This is a genomic window from Betaproteobacteria bacterium (assembly GCA_016720925.1).
Taxonomy (GTDB): domain Bacteria; phylum Pseudomonadota; class Gammaproteobacteria; order Burkholderiales; family Usitatibacteraceae; genus UKL13-2.
Map to the genome: position 1 here is coordinate 140,332 of JADKJR010000009.1, position 17,242 is coordinate 157,573.

General features: G+C 59.4%; 14 protein-coding genes and 1 pseudogene. 2 read left to right on the plus strand and 13 right to left on the minus strand.

The annotated features are described in order from the left end of the window. Positions 1-79 precede the first annotated feature (79 nt). From IPP88_14775 to IPP88_14815, 9 genes and pseudogenes are all read right to left on the minus strand, one after another. Positions 80-886, minus strand: coding sequence for an SDR family NAD(P)-dependent oxidoreductase (locus IPP88_14775; GenBank protein MBL0123928.1), 807 nt, complete (start codon positions 884-886; stop codon positions 80-82). A 17-nt stretch (positions 887-903) separates the two neighbouring features. Further along, complete coding sequence (locus tag IPP88_14780) at positions 904-2,418, minus strand: AMP-binding protein (GenBank protein ID MBL0123929.1); 1,515 nt, start codon at positions 2,416-2,418, stop codon at positions 904-906. Further along, positions 2,415-3,582: pseudogene (locus IPP88_14785) on the minus strand (acetyl-CoA acetyltransferase). The gene IPP88_14780 and the pseudogene IPP88_14785 overlap by 4 nt, the downstream one beginning before the upstream one ends. A gap of 50 nt (positions 3,583-3,632) precedes the next feature. Further along, positions 3,633-4,688 (minus strand): branched-chain amino acid ABC transporter permease, encoded by a 1,056-nt coding sequence (locus IPP88_14790; GenBank protein MBL0123930.1) that lies wholly within the window; start codon positions 4,686-4,688, stop codon positions 3,633-3,635. A gap of 8 nt (positions 4,689-4,696) precedes the next feature. Then, complete coding sequence (locus IPP88_14795) at positions 4,697-5,683, minus strand: branched-chain amino acid ABC transporter permease (protein ID MBL0123931.1); 987 nt, start codon at positions 5,681-5,683, stop codon at positions 4,697-4,699. After that, a complete protein-coding gene (locus IPP88_14800) occupies positions 5,680-6,405 on the minus strand; it encodes an ABC transporter ATP-binding protein (protein ID MBL0123932.1) in 726 nt (241 codons plus the stop codon). Before IPP88_14800 ends, IPP88_14795 begins: the two co-directional genes overlap by 4 nt. Next, a complete protein-coding gene (locus IPP88_14805) occupies positions 6,402-7,166 on the minus strand; it encodes an ABC transporter ATP-binding protein (GenBank protein MBL0123933.1) in 765 nt (254 codons plus the stop codon). Before IPP88_14805 ends, IPP88_14800 begins: the two co-directional genes overlap by 4 nt. Before the next feature lie 26 nt (positions 7,167-7,192). Beyond that, on the minus strand, positions 7,193-8,212 hold the full coding sequence (locus IPP88_14810) for a hypothetical protein (protein ID MBL0123934.1): 1,020 nt from the start codon (positions 8,210-8,212) through the stop codon (positions 7,193-7,195). Positions 8,213-8,300: 88 nt separating this feature from the next. After that, positions 8,301-9,479: a substrate-binding domain-containing protein gene (locus tag IPP88_14815; protein MBL0123935.1), complete on the minus strand. Its 1,179-nt coding sequence runs from the start codon at positions 9,477-9,479 to the stop codon at positions 8,301-8,303. A gap of 284 nt (positions 9,480-9,763) precedes the next feature. On the opposite strand from IPP88_14815, the gene IPP88_14820 reads away from it, so the two are divergent. Next, positions 9,764-12,103 (plus strand): TonB-dependent receptor, encoded by a 2,340-nt coding sequence (locus IPP88_14820; GenBank protein ID MBL0123936.1) that lies wholly within the window; start codon positions 9,764-9,766, stop codon positions 12,101-12,103. 2 nt (positions 12,104-12,105) lie between these two features. Here IPP88_14820 and IPP88_14825 read toward each other — a convergent pair whose 3' ends face one another. After that, positions 12,106-12,897, minus strand: coding sequence for a TetR family transcriptional regulator (locus IPP88_14825; GenBank protein MBL0123937.1), 792 nt, complete (start codon positions 12,895-12,897; stop codon positions 12,106-12,108). 125 nt (positions 12,898-13,022) lie between these two features. Between IPP88_14825 and IPP88_14830 the strand changes: the two genes are divergently transcribed. Continuing rightward, the gene (locus tag IPP88_14830) at positions 13,023-13,883 is read left to right on the plus strand and encodes an alpha/beta hydrolase (GenBank protein MBL0123938.1); all 861 of its coding nucleotides are present in this window, start codon (positions 13,023-13,025) and stop codon (positions 13,881-13,883) included. Positions 13,884-14,076: 193 nt separating this feature from the next. On the opposite strand, the gene IPP88_14835 is transcribed toward IPP88_14830, so the two are convergent. The 3 genes from IPP88_14835 to xrtH form a co-directional block, all read right to left on the minus strand. Next, positions 14,077-15,453: a tyrosine phenol-lyase gene (locus IPP88_14835; GenBank protein ID MBL0123939.1), complete on the minus strand. Its 1,377-nt coding sequence runs from the start codon at positions 15,451-15,453 to the stop codon at positions 14,077-14,079. A 636-nt stretch (positions 15,454-16,089) separates the two neighbouring features. Beyond that, positions 16,090-16,296 carry a hypothetical protein gene (locus IPP88_14840; GenBank protein MBL0123940.1) on the minus strand — a complete coding sequence of 69 codons (207 nt, stop codon included), beginning with the start codon at positions 16,294-16,296 and terminating at the stop codon, positions 16,090-16,092. 391 nt (positions 16,297-16,687) lie between these two features. Next, positions 16,688-17,224, minus strand: coding sequence for an exosortase H (gene xrtH, locus IPP88_14845; protein ID MBL0123941.1), 537 nt, complete (start codon positions 17,222-17,224; stop codon positions 16,688-16,690). Positions 17,225-17,242: the final 18 nt, after the last annotated feature.

The following is a 17,242-nucleotide window of genomic DNA, read 5'->3' on the forward strand; positions in this document are numbered from 1 at the left end:
GCAGATCGACGTGTCAGGTTAGCACGGTGAGGACGCAACTGCGCCGCGCACGATGCCCGTCAGTGACGCCTGCTCACACTTATTGACTGGTCCAGCCGCCCTCGATGGGGATCGCGCTGCCGGTGATGTTGTGGGCGATTGGATGGCACAGCCACGCGGTCAGTTGGCCGATCTCGGACGGTTTGGACATGCGCTGGCTGGGCTGTTTCTCGCGCAGCAGATCGCGCGCCCCTGCGTCACGATCGCCATTGAAGAGCGCCGAGCGCGTGACTATTTGCGGCTCGATGATGGCCGTCTCGGTCCAGCCGGGGCAGATGCAATTGACCGTCACGCCGCCTTGCTCGCGGCTGCCGGCGCTGGCGTATTCCAGCGCGGCCACGCGCGACAAGCCGATCAGCCCGAATTTGGCCGCAACATACGGCGCCTTGTTGATCGAAGCGACCAGGCCATGCACCGAGGCAATGTTGATCACGCGGCCGTAACCGCGTTCAGCCATGCCGGGCATCGCCGCCTTCATGGTGTGAAAGGCCGCCGAAAGGTTGACGGCAAGAATGCGGTCCCAGACGCTCGCCGGCAAATCTGCAAGTGGCGCCGTCTGCTGGATGCCGGCATTGTTCACCAATATATCGAGCGGGCTGGCCGCGAGGACGTCCTGCATCAGGGTTTCTATCTGGCGTGCATTGCTGAGATCGTTGGTGAAGCAGGCAACGGAAAGTGCCCCGGCGGCGAGCACTGCCTGGCGCGCATTATCCTGCTGGGCGGCAGTACCAAGGCCGTGCAGCACCAGGTGGCAGCCCTCCGCGGCAAGCGCCTCGGCGATGGCGAGGCCGATGCCTTGAAACGATCCGGTAACGAGGGCACGGCGGCCTGCGGGTGGCGGTGTCATGCGATTCTCCTGTGTGACTATTGAAGATGCTTGCGCAATTCGGTTTTAAGTACTTTGCCGTAATTATTCTTGGGCAGGCTTTCGAGGAAGCGATATTCCTTCGGTCGCTTGAAGCGGGCAATGTGCTCAAGGCAGAGCGCATCCAGTTCGCGCGCGTCAACGCCCTCGCCGACCACGAACGCAATGACGACCTCACCCCATTCCGGATCCTGGCGCCCCACGACGGAAACTTCGCGAACCCGGGGATGTTTGAGCAGCACTTCCTCCACTTCGCGTGGGTAGATATTGGAGCCGCCGGAAATGATCACGTCCTTGGAGCGATCCTTGAGCGTGAGAAAACCGTCGCCGTCAAGACTGCCGATGTCGCCCGTCCACAGCCAGCCAGCCAGCAGCACTTTCGATGTCGCGGCGGGATTGTTCCAGTAGCCCGCCATGACGGGATCGCCGCGCACCAGGATCTCCCCGGCCTCGCCGATTGGCAGCGGCAACCCTCTTTCATCGGCGACGCGCACCTCCACCAGCGACTGGGCAACACCGACCGACGCAATGCGCTCGAGCCAGCGCGGGTGTGCGCGATCGGCGAGCTGATCACGCGAAAGCGCGGTGATGCACATCGGACTTTCACCCTGGCCATAGATCTGCACGAAGCGATTGCCCATGATATCGAGCGCCTTGCGAATATCCTCGACGTACATCGGCCCGCCACCGTACACAATCGTCTTGAAACCATCCGGATCGGCACCGCTGGTTTCGATGTGCTCGACCACGCGCTTCACCATCGTCGGCGCCGCGAACAGCGACATGCGACCGATCTTCCGCGCAAGCTCGCTGAGTTCGGCGGCATCGAATCCACCCGACTCCGGAACGACGTGCCGCGCCGCTTTCAGCACATGCGCAAAATTGTAGAGCCCGGCGCCGTGCGAGATGGGTGCCGCATAGACGATGGCGTCGGCGGGATCGACCGAATCCACGTCGCTGAAATAGCACGATGTCATTGCCAGCAGATTGCGGTGAGTCTGAATGACGCCTTTCGGATGGCCAGTGGTGCCGGAGGTGTAAAAAAGCCACGCGAGATCGTCCGCGGCACGATGCTGAATGGCAATCGGCGCGGCTTGCAGGAGGCTTGCGTACTCCCTCGTGCCTGGAGTGAAGATGCGTTTCACGGAAGCGATATCGTCCACCAGCGGCACGACATCCAGCGCGAGGTCGGCGCCAACGAACAGGCAAGATGCCTCAGCGTTTTCCAGGATGTACGCCATCTCGCGCGGATGCAGCTTGGCATTGACCGGCACGGCGGCGAGCCCGGCCCACCAGATGCCGTAGAGCACCTCGAGGTATTCCGGGCAATTGGTCATGAATACGGCGATGCGTTCGCCTGCAGCCAGCCCGAGTTCGTCACGCAAGAAACCGCCGATGCTGGCCGCGCGCGCCGCCAGCGTGCGGTAATCGAACAGACAATGCTCACCGAGAAATACCGCGGGACGTTCAGCAAAAACCGTCGCGCTGCGCACCAGTAGCTGGGCAATGTTCATCTGGCGGCCTCCAGGATGCTGACGTAATTGGCGACCGCCGATCCTCCCATGTTGAACACGCCCGCGAGCCTCGCGCCGGGTACCTGCATCTCGCCGGCTTCGCCGCACAACTGCATGGCGGCAATGACGTGCATCGAGACGCCGGTCGCGCCGATCGGGTGGCCCTTGGCCTTGAGCCCGCCGGAACGGTTGACGGGCAATCGTCCGTTTGCGTAAACGGTGCCGTCGTCAAGAACACGCTGGCCCTGTCCGGCTGGCGCCAGTCCCATGGCTTCATAGGCGAGCAGTTCGGCGATGGTGAAACAGTCATGCACTTCGGCCAGTGACAGGTCGTTAACATTGCAGCGAGCCAATGCCAGCGCATCTTTCCACGCGCGTTGCGGTCCGGCGAACGACGCGGGGTCGCGCCGCGACATCGGCAGGAAATCATTGACCTGGCTGCGAGCACGAAAGCGCACGCCCCGCGCAAACCGCGCCAACAACGATTCGTCGACGATGACGAGCGCGGCCGCGCCGTCGGAAACCAGCGAGCAGTCGGTCTTGCGTAATGGCGCGGCGATGATGGGGTTTTTGTCGGATACCGTATTGCAGAATTCGAAGCCCACGTCCTTGCGAATCTGTGCCCACGGGTTGCTGACGCCGTTGGCGTGATTCTTGGCGGCGATGTGCGCCAGCGTCGCGGAGTGGTCGCCAAAGCGCGCGAAAGTAAGTCTGCGCGATTTGCGCGAAAATACCCGGGAAAGTCATTCCCATCGCCGCTTCTTCCCTTACATAAGAAGCCGCGCCGAGCGCTTTCGTCACCTCTTCACCGGACACGGCGGTCATTTTTTCCGCGCCGACGACAAGAGCGATTTTGCACTGCCCCGCCTCGATGGCGTTGAGGGCAGAATAGATTGCCGCCGCCCCTGACGCGCAGGCATTTTCGACCCGCGTCGCCGGTTTCCAGCGCAACCCATCGTCGGCTTGCAGAACGAGCGACGAGCAAAAGCTGTCGGGAACGAAGCCACCATTCAGGTTGCCCAGCCAGATACCGTCCACTTCCTCCGCGCCGATGGCGGCATCCGTCATCGCTCGCCTGCTGACGCCGACAATCAGCGACTCGAGATCTTCGGCGACAAGCCGGCCAAAGGGCGAATGCGCCCAGCCTACGATGCATGCGGTCATGTGCGTACCTTCTGCGGTTCGACTTTTTCCATTTGCGGTGCCACCAAAAGCTATCGCTTCCGTAACTTTCCAACAATGCCCGTCGGAAAATAATAGACCGACAGCACAAACAACACGCCGAGCCACAGCAGCCACCGGTCCGGCGACAACAATGCCGCCAACCACGGCAGGCCGGCGGCGGCATCGCTGCCAAGTTTCAGGAGCTCCTGCAGGTAGCCCTGGGCCACCACGAACAACGCCGCGCCGATGGCGGCCCCGTAAATGGTCCCCATGCCGCCGATCACCACGATCAGCAATATGTCGATCATGATTTCGAACGACAGCGATGTGTCGGGGCCGTTGTATCGCAACCACAACGCCAGCATGACGCCGGCCAGTGTGGCAAACAGGGCGGAGAGTACGCTGGAAACGGTGCGATAGACGACGACCCGATAGCCGATGGCTTCGGCACGAAATTCGTTCTCGCGAATCGCCTGCAGCACCCGGCCAAACGGCGAATTGACGATGCGCAGCATCGCGAGCAGCAGCGCCAGTGCGGTAACGAACAGGAGGTAATAGCAGAGCAGGCGGCCATTGAGGGCGACACCGAGAAACGGCTCCTCCATCAGTGAATAGCCGCCCGACAGAATGTCCGGCAGCTTGAAATTGAGACCGTCGTCGCCGCCGGTAATATCCGACAGTTGCGATGCCAGCGTCTGGAATGCAGACGCCACGGCCAGCGTAATCATCGCAAAAAAAATCGCCCGCACACGCAGGGAAAAGAGACCCACCGCCAGCGCTAGCACAAACGACAGCACCAGCGAACCCGCGAGCCCGATACCCACGGCTTCCCATGTAGGGCCGAAACGCGTGCAGGCGATGGCGATGCCGTATGCCCCAATGCCGAAGAACATGGTGTGGGCAAAGCTGACGATGCCGGTATAACCCAGCAGCAGGTCGAAACTTGCGACCAGCACCAGGAACACCAGCACCTTGGCCGCGACGCTCAGGGCCTTTACCCCGGGAAAAATGAACGGCGCAAATGCCAGCGCCAGTAGCAGCAGGACCAGCACCACGGCCAGGATGCGGCTGCGCGGATAGTCACCGGAAAGTATGCGATTTAGCATCAAGACCCCTACCTGTTCACAACCGGGTAAACGCCCTGGGGCCGCCACAACAATACCGCGGCCATCAAGGCGATATTTGAAAACAGGGCAACTTTTGGCGCGAGAAAACCGGTGTAGTTGGCCATCAGTCCCACCAATAGCGCGCCGATCAATGCGCCGCCGGTGGATCCCAGCCCGCCGATGATGATGACGATGAAGATCAGCACGTTGACCTGCGCGCCGATTTGCGGAATGACGTTCTGCTGATATAGCCCCCACATGACGCCACCGAGTCCCGCCAGCGCGCTGCCGACGACAAACACCGCTACAAACAGGCGCCGGATACGATAGCCCAGCGCTTCCACCATTTCCCGATCCTGCACGCCGGCGCGGATCAATAGACCGATCTTGGTGCGCCCCAGCGTCCATGCCAGGCCGCCAAAAACCGCGAGCCCCACCACCACTGCGAACAGCCGGTATTTCTCGATCGCCGCGTCGCCGAGCAGGATGGCGCCACGCATGCCTTCCGGCAGCGGAAGCGGAATCTGCTGCGGGCCCCAAATCACCTTGATCAGCTCTTCGCCGATGATCATGCCGCCCATGGTGATGAGGATCTGTTTGAGATGCTGGCCGTACACCGGTCGCACAATGAAGCGTTCGAACGCGAGGCCGACGGCGCCGGCCACCAGCATGGCAATCAGCATCGCCGGAAACACCGCTACCAGATTGCGCCACAGTGAGTGCGATCCGGTCCAGTCACCCATCGCACCCAGCACGCTGGTGGCGACAAAGGCGCCAAGGGCGATGAACACGCCATGACCGAAATTCAGCACGTCCATCAGACCGAACACCAGTGTGAGGCCAGAGGCGATGATGAAGATGATCATGCCCATCGCAAGTCCTGCAACGGTCAGCGTGATCCAGGTTGAGCCGGACCCGACCAATGGCAACGCCAGCAGCGCCAGCACCGGCACCAGCGCCAATGGCTGCCAATCGAAATCCCGCCAGGGAGTCATAGCGCCAGCCCCAGTAATGAGCGCTGCAACACTTCATCTTCGGCAAGCGCCTGCATGGCGCCGCTGTGCACCACCCGGCCGTCATCCATGATCGCGACGCTGTCGCCAAGGCGCTTGGCAAAATTGATGTTCTGCTCCACCAGCAGTATCGTCACGCCGCCGGCCTTGAGTTCGGCAAACGCGTCGATCATATTGTTGATGATCGCCGGGGCGAGGCCCTTGCTGGGTTCATCGACAATCAACAATTCGCGCGGCTCGACAATGGCGCGCGCCACTGCGAGCATTTGTTTCTGCCCCCCGGACAATTTGCCGGCGGGATATGACCAGAACGTCTCCACCGCCGGAAAGAGAGAAAAGATCCATTTCAGGCGCGTATCGTCCATGTCGCTCGCGCGCGTGGCGCCGCGCGCGGCGAGGAGCATGTTTTCTTTCACGGTGAGGTCTGAAAAAATTCCCATGGTTTCGGGAACATAGGCAATATTGAGCCCGGCAATTTGCGGCGTGCTCATGGCGGCAATGTCCTCTCCAGAAAATACGATCCGGCCGGCAGATGCGCGCCACAAGCCCATGATGGTCCGAAGTGTGGTGGTCTTGCCGGCGCCGTTGCGGCCGAGTAGCATCGTGAGCTTGCCGCGCGGCACGACCAAATCCACGCCGTGCAGGATGTGATACGCACCGATATTGGTGTGCACCGCTTCGAGCACGAGCAGGGCATCACTCATGCGGCAACCCTGGCCACGCCCAGGTACGCTTCCTGCACGATGGGTGACGCGATCACTGCCGCCGGTTCTCCATCGGCTACCAGCGTGCCGTTGTGCAACACGATGATACGGTCCGCCAGTTCACGCACCACATCCATTTTGTGCTCCACCAGCAAAATCGTTTTGCTTTTGTCTTCCCTCAGTCGCCGAATCAGGTTGAGCACCGCCGGCATTTCATCGGCGCTCATGCCCGCGGTCGGTTCATCGAACATGAATACCTGTGATTCGAGCGCCATGAGCATCGCCACTTCCAGCTTGCGCTGGTCGCCGTGTGGCAGGCTTGAGACGTCATTGTGCGATTTGTCGATCAATGAAACCGATTCGAGGATTTCCTCCGCGCGTGCGGTCAGCGCCGCATGATCGCTCCAGATGGTCCACAGGTTCAGCCCATGGCGATGCGGGCCCTTGCGTGTGGCCTGCACGGCGAGGCGCACATTTTCCAGCACGCTGAGATGCGGGAACAGGTTTGTCAGCTGGAACGCGCGGCCGAGTCCCGCACGGGTACGCGCCGACGCGGATTTATTCGACAGGTCCTGACCGTTCAGCATCACACGGCCACTGGTCGCTTTCAACTGGCCGGAAATCAGGTTGAAGTATGTGGTCTTGCCGGCGCCGTTGGGGCCGACGATTGCCGTCAGCGTCCCCGGATGAAACTCGCAGGACACGGCGTTCACCGCAATGTGGCCACCGAAGCGAACGGTCAATTTCGATGTCGTCAGCAAGCCCAAGGTGGCCCCGCAGGCAGCGTTCAGCGCGCGGCGCTTGCGGGAGACGCCGGCTTTTCAGCCGCGCCGCCGCGGGAAAGATGCTCGACCATCGCCATGATAGCCACCAACTGCGGCCCGGATTTCTTCGCGTGGCTGGCATCGTCATAGCCCCACCAGTCCCAGCAACTGTTGGTGGCCTTCTGGCTGGTTTGCGGATACAGGACAACGATGTTGTTTGCGTCCGCCCAGCGGTTGTAACCGGCATTGCGGACAAACTCCTGACCGATGTCGGCCGTATTCTGTTTGCAACCGTGCAGCGCCACATGGAGGCGGCAGGTTGCGCCCGATGCGCAGGCTTTGGGGACAAACACCCATCCCGTGGCTGCCATGCCGTGAGCCGTTACGAATGCCGTCTGGTCGAACTCCGTGAAGGCGCCGGCGAGAGTGTCCCTGGTGCGCGGAACCAGCGAGCCGTACAGGTGCTGAAACATGGCGCCTGCCAGGTCAAAGTTACAATTATTGATGAAGGGCAATATTTTGGTCAGACATGCGGCGCCATAGTCGTCTGTCACCATCGCGTGCTCGACCTCAATATCATTCTTGTAAAGGATGTTCGACGCCGGCATGAAGTTTTGATAGTAAGCCAGCAAGTCGCTGGAAGTTGACTGACCGACCACGCTGTCCCTGGCGCCTGAGAACACGTATGCCCTGGAGTTGGACAAATTGGCCGTTGGATCAATCAGGCCGCTCTTCGCCCATTCATTGGTGGTCTTCACCAGGTCGGCAACGGGGATGGCGGCGCGGCCCAGGCAACGTACGATTGCGTGGAGCACCGATCCTTCGGCGCAGTTGTAGGGGCCGCCGGCCACCACGCCGACACCTTTCTTGAAGGTGCCGGAATACGCGACGTGCAACTGCACCGCCATGTAGCCGCCGGATGAAATGCCCGACACCGTCGTCTGCGATTTGTCGATCGCGAGTTGCGGCAGGGGCGCCGCAATCGCGGCCCCGGCAAATAGTAGTGCAAATATGGGGACGCGGGAAAAAAGGGAACGCTTCATTTTCATCTCCTGAATCGTGAACACTGCTTCATGCGAATAACCCGAGCCGCCCGGTTTTGGCATTAAGGCCACGCAACCTCGTCGGTGTTCATCGCTTGTTGCGGATTGGCACATTCATTTCATCCGCCTTGATCTCACGAACCAGTTCCGGCACTGCCCAGGCGAGCGCGGGATCGACCTTGATCCGGAAGTGATACATGCTCTGCAGCGCCTGATGATCTTCCTTGCGGAACGTCATCTTTCCTTTTGGCGTATCGAAGCTCATGCCTTCCATTGCACTGATGAGCGATTCGGTTCGGGCGTCGCCATTGGTCTTCTTAAGCGCAGTGACAAGAGACATTGCCGCCGCGAAACCACCGGCCGTGAAAAAATCTGGCGGGGACTTGAACTTGGCCTGATGACGCTTTACGAGTTCGTCATTCAGCGGATTGTTGGGGATACCGTAATAGTAATAGGTTGCCCCCTCCATCCCGGGGAAATTCTTGTACGCTGCCATGGCAGGCAGAATATTTCCTCCCGTGACGATTTCGATGCCGTGCCTCTTCAGGTCAAGGTCGGCAATCTTGAAAGGATTGCCCGCGCCGGCCCAGGAGATCCAGATAAGTTTCCGGCCGGGCAAGTTGCGAAGCTTGTCTATCAGGCGCTGCGCACCGGCGGTGAAGTCGGTGGTGGTGGCAGGCAGGTATTCTTCGTGAACGATCTTCGCGATCTTGATTGCGTCCCTGAACGCCTTGACGCCATCGCGGCCAAACGCATTGTCCTGCGCAAGCGTGGCAATGCTGACGCCCGCCTTGTCCTGCGCGACGGCGTTGGAAATTGCATCCTGTGAACTGTTGCGGCCCGTGCGGAAGACATATCGGTTCCACTTGTCGCCGGTAATCGAATCCGCGACGGCGGGTTCCACCAACAGTATTTTCTTGTATTCCTCAGCCACGGGAAGCAGGGCAAGCGTCGCGCCAGAGCCGGTGGCACCCACGGCGATATCTGCTTTGTCGTCGGCATAAGCCGCAGCCAATTGCGCCTTGGCGACGTCAGGCTTGCCCTGGCTGTCGCGCTCCAGCACGACGAGTTTTCTGCTGCCAAGCGTCATTGTGCCTGCGGTTGCATAGTCGAGGCCCATCAGGAATCCAGTCTGCGTTTGCCTGAAGTAAGCTTCGAGCGGCCCGGTCTTGTCATAGATGAGGGCGATGCGAATGTCTGTCGGCTGCGCAAGCCCAATCCCGCTGGCGAAGAGCGCGGGCAACATAATCCAGGAACGAACATTCATTGGCGGGTCTCCTCCTTTTTATTCCGTTGGCAACGCCGCGCTTCAACGTCGCGTTTGCACGCCGCTCTTGCACACCATCGCGCATGCATTTTAGCGGCGTGCCGACGGCGACAGTGCGGCGCGCCTCCAAACTGTCTTGCACTTCCGCAAATTCTTTGTTACGATTAATTCACCAACTAATGAATTTTACCGGGACTTTGCCCGAATCGACAAGTTTTTGCGATTCATTACGCAAAAAACCCCGGGAAGTGATCCATCAAAAAACCCCAGCGGAGGAGAGAGACATGAAACTGAAGACCATGAGTATTGCCATTGCCGCCCTGTTTGTCGGCGCAGGATCGGTATCCGCTCAGCAGGCGCCGGCCAGCAATCCTGCCACCGCCAAGGCGGACGACAGCGAAAAAGTCGAAACTGTCACGGTGACCGCGCGGCGGCGTGAAGAGTTGATACAGGACGTTCCGGGCGCAGTCAGTGCCTTTTCCGGCGCGGCGCTTGAAAAAGCAGGCGTTCCGGATATTACCGGCCTGGCAGACTTGGTGCCCAATACCACGCTAAAAACATCGAGGGCGACAAATACGACGCTGACGGCGTTCATTCGCGGCATCGGTCAACAGGATCCGGTGGCGGGATATGAGCAGGGCGTTGGCATATATCTGGACGATATTTACCTGGCGCGCCCGCAGGGCGCCCTGACGGATATTTACGATCTTGATCGCATAGAAGTCCTGCGCGGCCCGCAGGGTACGCTTTACGGACGCAACACGATTGGTGGCGCGGTCAAATACATTACACGCAAGATTTCCGACAAAGCCGAGGTGAGCGTCAAGGCGACCTTCGGCAGCTATAGCGAAAAGGACCTGGTCGTCAAAGGCAGCCTTCCCATTACGGACACCTTCAGGCTGGGCGCGACGGTCGCTTCCTTCAATCGCGACGGATTCGGCAAGAATGTCGTTAACGGCACCGACAACTACAACAAGGATGTTTTGGCGGGCCGTGTCAGCGCCGAGTTCACGCCAACAACCGCGCTGTTCATCCGCTTTGCGGCGGATCGCACGGTCGACGATTCGCTTCCCAAACAAGGTTATCGCCTGACGTCTGGCCCGGCGCCGACAAACTTGCCGGTACTCGACGGCAATTACGACACGCGCGCCAATCTTTATTCCGTGCTCGGAAACGCTCAAAAAGTGACCACCCATGGTGAATCGCTGCTTGTTGATTGGACGATCGATTCAGCACTGTCATTCAAATCGATCACCGCAAGCCGCGCAGATAAATCCTACGCGCCGATCGATTTCGATTCGCTGAATACGCCGCTTTTTGAAGCGCCTGCGATCTATACAAACAAACAACGCAGCCAGGAATTCCAGTTCACGTACACGGGTGCAAAGTGGCAGGGCGTTGCAGGCGTCTACTACATGAAAGCAAACGCGTTCAACGAATTTGACGTGTTGTATAACGCTGCGGGCGGATTGTCCCTCTATACGCGCGACGATATAGACACCAAGACCTGGGCCGCGTTTGCCGATGCCAGCTACAGTGTTTCGGACACATTCAATATCAACCTCGGTGGACGCTACACGAATGACCAGCGCGAGGCGGCGATCTACAAGAGAACCTATCTTGGACTGATCGGATCCCCCACGCTCGGCAACCCGGCGGCCGTTGGCCTCGCGGTCAATACGGATATGAGCAAGAGTGACCTGAATCGGACCGATACCAAATTCACCCCCAAGATCGGTTTCGGCTGGAAGTTTGCCCGGGAGCACAACCTCTATGCGTCCTACGCGGAAGGATTCAAGGGCGGATTCTTCGATCCACGCATGGACTTGGGAGGGATCCCCACCAGTGCGACTTCGCTTGAAAAACGCAAAGGGGTTGAGCCCGAAGAGGTCAAGACCTATGAGTTGGGCCTTAAGTCGACGTTCAACGGCGGCCGGATTCAGACCAATGCCGCCGTGTTCCACACGGACTACAGCAATGTCCAGATTCCAGGCTCGATTCCCACTTTTAACGCCAGCGGCGTCGTCACGGGATTTGCCGGAAACGTGACCAATGCCGGCAAAGCCACGATCAAAGGCCTTGAACTGGAGGCGCTGGCGCGCATCACGGATGCCTTCACGGTGAGCGGCATGGTCGGTTACATCGACGCCAAATACAAGGAATGGATCGTTGCCAACGGGCTTACGGGCAGCGCGGCGGCCCTGATCAACGTTGCGGGCTCGGCAGAGTTCCAAAACACGCCGAAGAAGTCTGCCAACATCACGGCGACCTACGAATGGCCGCTCGCGATGTTCGGCAGAGATGGCGGACTGGCCTGGGGTAACAGCCTGTCTTACAAGAGCCAGGCGTATCAGACGGAATTCACACGTCCGACCGGCATTGCGGCGACTGACGCGTTGATACCGGCGAATCTGATGCTGGCGCAACCGGGGTACACGTTGTGGGATGCCAACCTGGTGTGGACCAGCAAGGATCGCAAGGTCCAGGTAGGACTGAATGGTCGCAACCTGACGGACAAACGCTACAAGGTCGCCGGCTACAACTTCGTTTCGTTCTTCAATACGGTCACGGCCTTCTACGGTGATCCGCGTGTGGTCAAGGCCACCGTCACCCTGAAGTTTTAGGGCTACTTGCCGGCGGCTCGCGGGCCGCCGGTTTTCTTCTTGGGCAGCCCATCGGCACGCACACAAACGCTACGGAAGCCCGCCGCACAATACTCGACCATGCGCGGTTCGATCGAGGCCAGATCATCCGATCGGCAGAGTCCACCACTGAGCCGGTCAAGACGACCGGTGCGTGAAAGCGCAAGCGTGAGGGAACCAGTCAGAAAATGAAAGCACCAGAAAAGTTCTTCCTCGCTGGCCTCCGGAAGCGCACGCTTCACCAGCGCAATCAGCCGGTGCACCAGCGGATCGAAGTACGACATGATGTATTGCGCCACATGCGAGGCGTCGTTGTTCACCAGCGCGATCAGGCGAAAATAGTTCTTCCAGCCGTCGTCACCCTTGCGTGCCCGCTCCAGCAAGGGCATCACAAAGGCCGCAACAGCGCCCTCGACGGTCACGTTGTCGCCACAGGCGGCTTCGTAGGCATCGAAGGCTTGCGTGCGTTCGGAAAATACCAGTTCGGACCGGCGCTCCAGTACTGCATCGAACAAGCCTTGCTTGTTGGCGAAATAATAGTGCGCGAGCGCGGCATCAACATTGGCCAGCTCGGCGACTTCGCGCATGGTGACACCGTCAAAACCGCGCTTGGAAAACAGATCCTCGGCGGCATCGAGTATTCGATCCGCCGCGATCACTCTGCCATCCACCTTTCGCGGGCGTCCAACCGTCGCACGCGCGCGCTTCGGCGCCTTGGCCTTCGTCGTTCCGGGCCTGGGCACCTTGGCCTTTTCACCGGCTTTTTTTCTACCCATGTCGCGGCTGATTTTCATGTGCGGCCAATCGTGAATTCCTGTTGCGGATTCAGCCAGTACCATCGCGGCATTAAGGGAACATTCAATTCAAACATGCCTCATTCTAATTGTTTAAGGACGCCGTGATGAACTATGTCGATGTGTTTTACCAGAGTGATGACGGTCTGCGTCTCTATGCGCGCGACTACCCCGGCCCGGCGAGGGACGCGCCGGTTATTCTCTGTTTGCCCGGGCTGACGCGAAACAGCAAGGATTTTGCGCCGCTCGCGGAAAAATTGCGGACCGCGTATCGTGTAATCTGCCCGGACCAGCGTGGCCGTGGCCGCTCGGCCCGCGATGCCGATCCAGCTCGCTACCGTCCTGACCGGTATGTACAGGACATGCGCAATTTGCTTGATATGCTTGGCATTACCAAAGTGGTCGTGATCGGCACGTCCCTCGGCGGTCTGATGGCGATGATTATGATGGCAACCGATGCGGGTCGAATCCGTGCGGCAGTGCTGAATGACGTCGGGCCCGAAGTGGATCCGCGTGGCCTCGCACGCATTGCCGGTTACGTTGGCAAGAGTGGCCCCGTTCGTGATTGGGACGCGGCGGCCGCGCAAACTGCCCACACCAATGGCGTCGCCTTTCCCGACTATCGCGTCGAGGATTGGCAGGCGATGGCGCGTGAAATTTATGTGCAGGAGGGACCAACGCCGGTTCTCGATTACGACCCCGCGATTGCGTTGGGAGTGTCCAACGGCACCACCGCACCGAACCTCTGGCCGCTATTCGAACTGGCGGGCGCCAAACCCCTGCTGGTGGTACGTGGCGAGACGTCGGACATTCTGTCCACTGAGACGCTCGCGGAGATGACGCGCCGGCTGCCTCACATCATTACACAGAATGTCAGCAGGCGCGGACACGCCCCGACGCTAAGCGAGCCAGAGGCTTGGTCGGCAATCGACAAATTTCTTGGTGGTCTGGAGCAGTCTGCGGTATGAACGTGCTAGGCAACGCCATCCAGATGGTGATCGAGTTTGAGGTAAGAAAGTTCGCGCCTTCCGACTGGCACACTTGATCACTGGGCGTCGATTGCGCGCAATACCTGCCTGCTTTCGCCGCCGCATTTTCCCATCGCGAATTGCCTGAATTCCTTGTCGCAGCATCGGCAAGGGAACCGATCCAGTTGAACGCTCAAACCTCTTCAAACCGACCCATGAAGAAACGCAACATTTCAGGTTCATGGCTGAAGCGCAGGCCGCGCACGTTATCCGCCTGCTCCATTACGCGCGCGACCGACTCGGCGGTGACATCCATGTGCGCCTGGGTGTACACCCGGCGTGGGATGGTCAGGCGCACGAGCTCCAGACTCGGGTAGTAATTTTCACCGGTGTCCTTGTCCCGACCCGCCGATACGGCTCCGCGTTCCATTGCACGCACGCCTGACTCGACGTATAGCGCGGCGGCCAATGCTTGTGCGGGGAACTGGGCCTGCGGAATGTGCGGCAACATGCGCCGCGCATCCAGGAATACCGCGTGGCCGCCGATCGGCTTGACGATCGGAACGCCGGCCTTTTCCAGTTTTTCTCCCAGATAAATTACCTGGCCGATGCGCGCATCCATGTGATCATCCTGCACGCTTTCACCGATGCCGATGGCCAGCGCTTCCATATCGCGTCCCGCCATTCCGCCGTACGTGTGCAGTCCTTCATACACAACTACTAGGCCACAGGCCTTCTCGTATAGCTTCTCGTCATTCATCGCAAGGAAGCCGCCAATGTTGACCATGGCATCCTTTTTCGAGGACATGGTGGCGGCGTGCGTGAGGCTGCAAAGCTCGTGCACGATGTCGCGCACTGATTTGTCTGCGTATCCTGGTTCCCGCTGCTGGATGAACCAGGCATTTTCCGCCACACGCGTCATATCGTGTACCAGCAGCACGCCGTGGCGGTCGCACCAGGCACGCACCGCGCGCAGATTCTCCATGGAGATCGGCTGTCCCCCGGCCATGTTCACGCAGGTGGCGACGCAAACATAAGGAATTTTTTCCGCCCCCACTTTATCGACCAGCGCGTCCAGCTTGGCGAGATCGACATTGCCCTTGAAGGGATGAAGGCTCATCGCATCGTGGGCTTCATCGATGATGACATCAACGAAGGTGCCGCCGGCCAGTTCCTGATGCAGCCGCGTGGTGGTGAAGTACATGTTACCTGGCACAAAGTCGCCGGGCTTGATGAGGATTTTGCTGAGGATGTTTTCCGCACCGCGACCCTGGTGAGTTGGAACGGTGAATTTGTAGGAGTAGTAATTTTCGACCGCGTCGCGCAGGTGATAGAAATTTCGACTACCCGCATAAGATTCGTCGCCCATCATCAGCCCCGCCCACTGGCGATCGCTCATCGCACCGACGCCGGAATCGGTCAGCAGATCGATATACACATCTTCCGCGCGCAGCAGAAAGGTATTCATTCCCGCGTCGCGAATGGCTTTCTGGCGCTCCTCAAGCGTGGTCATCTTGATCAGCTCGACCATCTTGATCTTGTAGGGCTCAGCCCATGAACGTTTTTGCATGACACACACTCCTCAGGTAACAAGTACTGCTTACGAGTTTCCGTGGAGCTTGGGTGACGCAAAAAAACACCACAGAAACGGACTGTGGCATTTCATCCCTTACCCCTTGCAAAGGGGAAGTGGCCGTGAATGCGACCAAGTCGATCGCAAGTTAGAGACTAGGCCGCCATTGAGACATTGGCAACGAATATCCGAGGCTTTACTGATCCAGATCAAACGCGCCCTGACATGATTGGTGCGACTGTGGTCGTAAGGGAATCTGCCCACTACTTGCCGCTGTTTCATGCATTGCGACTGTCCGGATTTCGTTTGAGTTAAACATACTCGAGTAAATTTTCGCAATGCATTTTCGCGGCGCGCGATAACGTAGAACGTCTATCCATAAGGGTTTCGGAGGTAAAGGGCCTTGAGCGCCTCGCCAGTGCTTGAGTTTGTACTCCGCAATAATAGGAATCGCCAGCCTTTAGAGAGGGCGGGAGCCAGCCTGAACGGATTCTCCCAAGTATCAAAGGGCCGGATTTCAACCGTTCTAAAGGCGAATTTGCAGTTTCGGGAAGGGCCATATTTCGGGTCGCGTATTGGCATCCCGGAATCATCCAGGCCGATCGGTTAACAGTGAAAAAACCATCACGCGGGCTACGGCGTCCGGCGCAACCAGCTATCCACCATCAACGCCGCCACGAAGGCGCGGTCGAACCACAGCCACAGGATCACTGGCGCGAGCGTCGGCAATATGAGCGAACCAAATTGGTAGCCCAGCGCAATGGCTTCCAGTCGCCACTGGGAAACCCCCAGCGTTGCCGGGTTACCTGCATTCGCGACAATCTCCTTGAGGACATCCACATACACACCGCCGAACGTGCTTTGAGGAAGAAGCAGAATGAAGAGCCAATTGCCGCCCGTCGAAAGTTGCGTCGGCTGTGCGCGGCCAGGAGAAGGGCGACGTAGAGCGGAAGCCCATACGCGTGTCGCGCGGCATCGGCCTCAACGACTAGTTCGCCGCTGCGTTTCTCTTCGGGCGGCAGCCTGACGGCTATCCGTGTTTCCACCTCCAGCCGCCCGTGAACCGCTTGGCTGCTGCGTACCCAGTCCTTTGCGCCGTACTCCAGACCGATACGGGCAATCCCCGCCGCGGGAACCGATGTCCACCTCGATACCAACGACCATAACAAGGTCAAGACCAGAAACAGCAATGTGGCGCTGAGGAAAAAGGCCCGCAGAGTTGGCGATGGCTTCATGCGGTGAGCCGCGCATTCATGTGACTGGGGATTATTTGCGCATCGCTCCGCACCCACGGATCCGGATTGGCCCGGACCCAGAACAGCCAGACCAGCAGCACATCGAGCATGATCAGGCCCTGCCAGAGATACTCATGTGCGAACCGAAACACCGAGTCGTTCCACTGCCCGAGGTAGAAAAGACTGATGATGCGAACGACGTTTAAACCCTGCACGGCGAGGAAGCCGAACGCGAGTCCCCAGGCGCGATGCCGCCAACCGGCAGGAAAGGCAACGATCGCCGCGAGCAGGACGATGCATGCTTCGATGCCGTTGCAGCCCGGTTCGATCGCCACGCCAAATCCCGTCGCCGGATTCCACAGTATCTTTCCAAAAGCGACGGCATTGAGATCGAACCGCGCTACCAGCGCGACGCAGGTCTTCGCGAGCAGGGCGGTCCACGGCAACACCAGATGCTGTTGCACGGGATGCAGCAGCTCGATGCCGAAGAGCAGCGTTTGCAGGGCGACGAATATCAGGAGGAAGCGGTGCACAACATTGTCCTTTTCACT

What these genes read in the sequence shown, in the direction of transcription:
- IPP88_14790 (MBL0123930.1), bottom strand. Translation starts at nt 4,688, where the DNA reads ATGCTAAATCGCATACTTTCCGGTGACTATCCGCGCAGCCGCATCCTG.
- IPP88_14810 (MBL0123934.1), bottom strand. Translation starts at nt 8,212, where the DNA reads ATGAAGCGTTCCCTTTTTTCCCGCGTCCCCATATTTGCACTACTATTT.
- IPP88_14775 (MBL0123928.1), bottom strand. Translation starts at nt 886, where the DNA reads ATGACACCGCCACCCGCAGGCCGCCGTGCCCTCGTTACCGGATCGTTT.
- IPP88_14825 (MBL0123937.1), bottom strand. Translation starts at nt 12,897, where the DNA reads ATGGGTAGAAAAAAAGCCGGTGAAAAGGCCAAGGTGCCCAGGCCCGGA.
- IPP88_14795 (MBL0123931.1), bottom strand. Translation starts at nt 5,683, where the DNA reads ATGACTCCCTGGCGGGATTTCGATTGGCAGCCATTGGCGCTGGTGCCG.
- IPP88_14780 (MBL0123929.1), bottom strand. Translation starts at nt 2,418, where the DNA reads ATGAACATTGCCCAGCTACTGGTGCGCAGCGCGACGGTTTTTGCTGAA.
- IPP88_14815 (MBL0123935.1), bottom strand. Translation starts at nt 9,479, where the DNA reads ATGAATGTTCGTTCCTGGATTATGTTGCCCGCGCTCTTCGCCAGCGGG.
- IPP88_14800 (MBL0123932.1), bottom strand. Translation starts at nt 6,405, where the DNA reads ATGAGTGATGCCCTGCTCGTGCTCGAAGCGGTGCACACCAATATCGGT.
- IPP88_14835 (MBL0123939.1), bottom strand. Translation starts at nt 15,453, where the DNA reads ATGCAAAAACGTTCATGGGCTGAGCCCTACAAGATCAAGATGGTCGAG.
- IPP88_14820 (MBL0123936.1), top strand. Translation starts at nt 9,764, where the DNA reads ATGAAACTGAAGACCATGAGTATTGCCATTGCCGCCCTGTTTGTCGGC.
- IPP88_14830 (MBL0123938.1), top strand. Translation starts at nt 13,023, where the DNA reads ATGAACTATGTCGATGTGTTTTACCAGAGTGATGACGGTCTGCGTCTC.